This is a genomic window from Streptomyces sp. NPDC059166, from assembly GCF_042755185.1.
Taxonomy (GTDB): Bacteria; Actinomycetota; Actinomycetes; order Streptomycetales; family Streptomycetaceae; genus Streptomyces.
Genome location: NZ_JBHZCI010000097.1, coordinates 1 through 1,893 on the forward strand (window position 1 = coordinate 1; position 1,893 = coordinate 1,893).

The following is a 1,893-nucleotide window of genomic DNA, read 5'->3' on the forward strand; positions in this document are numbered from 1 at the left end:
AGTTCAACAGAGCACAGTCACAGGCTGCCCACCATGCGGACCGGCCGACCGTGCCACCGAGATGATCTTCGCCTACGAAAATCTTGCCAGAGCCACGTTCACTTGTACGCCGACAGGGAGCACCGCTTCGCTCCCCGGCCCCTCGAACAGGCCCAGCCCGAGCAGATCCTCCGAGCATGGGCGGCGCGACGTCCGACCACCTGCCATCAGCTCGTCCGACGCCCGAATCCCGGCCCGCACTATGCAGTTCTGCGACGACACCTCACCGAGTAGGCAGACAAGCTGGCCCCAGCAGATCGATGCCGGAGACCTGCTCGCCAAGTGACCTCCAGGCCAGCTCCAGCGCTCACCCGTGAGCCAGAAAGAGCTCAGGTCTCAGGCGCCCCCAGCGATGGAGCGGTCGTCCCGCGACGGACTGGAGGCTCAGTTGGAAATGTCGGTCAGCTTCCGCAGGGTGAAGGGCTCGGCGAGGATCTCGTCCAAGACCTTCGCGACGTGCTGGAAGTGCGGCAGCGTGAAGTGGTAATTCAGGGCCTCACTGCTAGCCCACTCCTCCAGGATGACCATCCGTTCCGGGCGGTTTGGGTCGGTGAAGGGCTGGTACCCCAGGCAGCCGTCTTCGTCGACGGACGGGGCGATCATCATATTCAGCTCGTCCCGCAGCCGCGCCTCCTGCCCCGGCTTGGCGACGAAGCTGGCGACGATGGTCAAGGTGTTCGACATGAGAAAACTCCAGGTAATGGGGTCTGGCAGTGGATGTCCACCGGGAGAACGACATCCATGCTGCAAGCCGATCCGAGGGCTACCCAGGGTTCCGCTCAGCCGGGGTCCGGCCTGCCTGGGTCTGCCAGAACCAGGCAGACCGATTCGTGCATCCGCAACACTGGACCCATGGATCGCGCACAGCAACTCAGCGAGTTTCTGCAGGCCCGGCGGGCCCGGCTTCGCCCCCAAGACGTCGGCACCCCCGACTTCGGCAGCCAGCGGCGAGTGCCCGGCCTGCGCCGCGAAGAACTCGCCCTGCTGGCCGGCGTCAGCGTCGACTACTACACCCGCCTGGAACAAGGCCGCGCCCGCAATGTCTCCTCCGACGTCCTGGACGCCGTCGCCCGCGCCCTGCGCTTGAACGGCGACGAACGCACCCACCTACACAACCTCGCCCGTCCCTCTACCACCCGCAGGCGCCCCAGTCGCCCACAGCAGGTCGGTGCAGAAATGCACCAAGCCCTCCATGCCCTCAACGGCGCACCCGCCTACATCGTCGGCCGCCGCCTGGACATCCTGGCCTGGAACGATATGGCCCGCGCCCTGATCGCCGACTTTCCCTCCATACCGGCCGCCGAGCGGAATATGGCCCGGCTGGTCTTCCTCGACGAGGCAGCCAAGGACCTCTACCCCGACTGGGACGACAAGGCCCGTGACACCGTCGCGAACCTCCGTCTCGACGCCGGCCGCCACGCAGACGACCCCCAACTGGCTAGCCTGATCGGCGAACTTTCCCTGGGTAGCGACAACTTTCGCCGCCTCTGGGCGAACCACAACGTCCGGGGCAAGACGCGCGGCAAGAAGCACTTCGCCCACCCCCAGCTCGGCAACCTCACCCTCGACTACGTCGCCATGCGCGCCCCGGACGATCCCGACATGACCATGATGATCTACAGCGCACCGCCCGGCTCGGACGCCGCCACCACCCTGCAGCTTCTCGCCAGCCTCAGCCAGTCACGGCCCGCCGTCGGTGAGACACGGGCCAAACGCGACGCGCAGCCGGGCCAAGCACAGCGCTCACGGGCCAACTAGCTGTATTGCCCTGTGAGGTTGGGGACGCGGCTGGCGGGTGGTTTGCCTGCGAGTGCGGTGTGGCCGCGGTGGTGATTGTAGGAGTGGAGCCAGTGG

The 1,893-nt window shown here is 66.6% G+C and carries 2 protein-coding genes and 1 pseudogene; 1 reads left to right on the plus strand and 2 read right to left on the minus strand.

Translation table 11 applies throughout. The features are described 5' to 3' along the window. Window positions 1-423: 423 nt before the first annotated feature. On the minus strand, window positions 424-723 hold the full coding sequence (locus ACFXOA_RS32245; protein ID WP_385035727.1) for a putative quinol monooxygenase: 300 nt from the start codon (window positions 721-723) through the stop codon (window positions 424-426). 168 nt (window positions 724-891) lie between these two features. Here ACFXOA_RS32245 and ACFXOA_RS32250 point away from each other — a divergent pair, with 168 nt between their 5' ends. Then, on the plus strand, window positions 892-1,797 hold the full coding sequence (locus ACFXOA_RS32250; protein ID WP_385035729.1) for a helix-turn-helix domain-containing protein: 906 nt from the start codon (window positions 892-894) through the stop codon (window positions 1,795-1,797). Here ACFXOA_RS32250 and ACFXOA_RS32255 read toward each other — a convergent pair. After that, window positions 1,794-1,893: pseudogene (locus ACFXOA_RS32255) on the minus strand (IS481 family transposase); the annotation flags it as partial. The gene ACFXOA_RS32250 and the pseudogene ACFXOA_RS32255 sit on opposite strands and share 4 nt — an antisense overlap.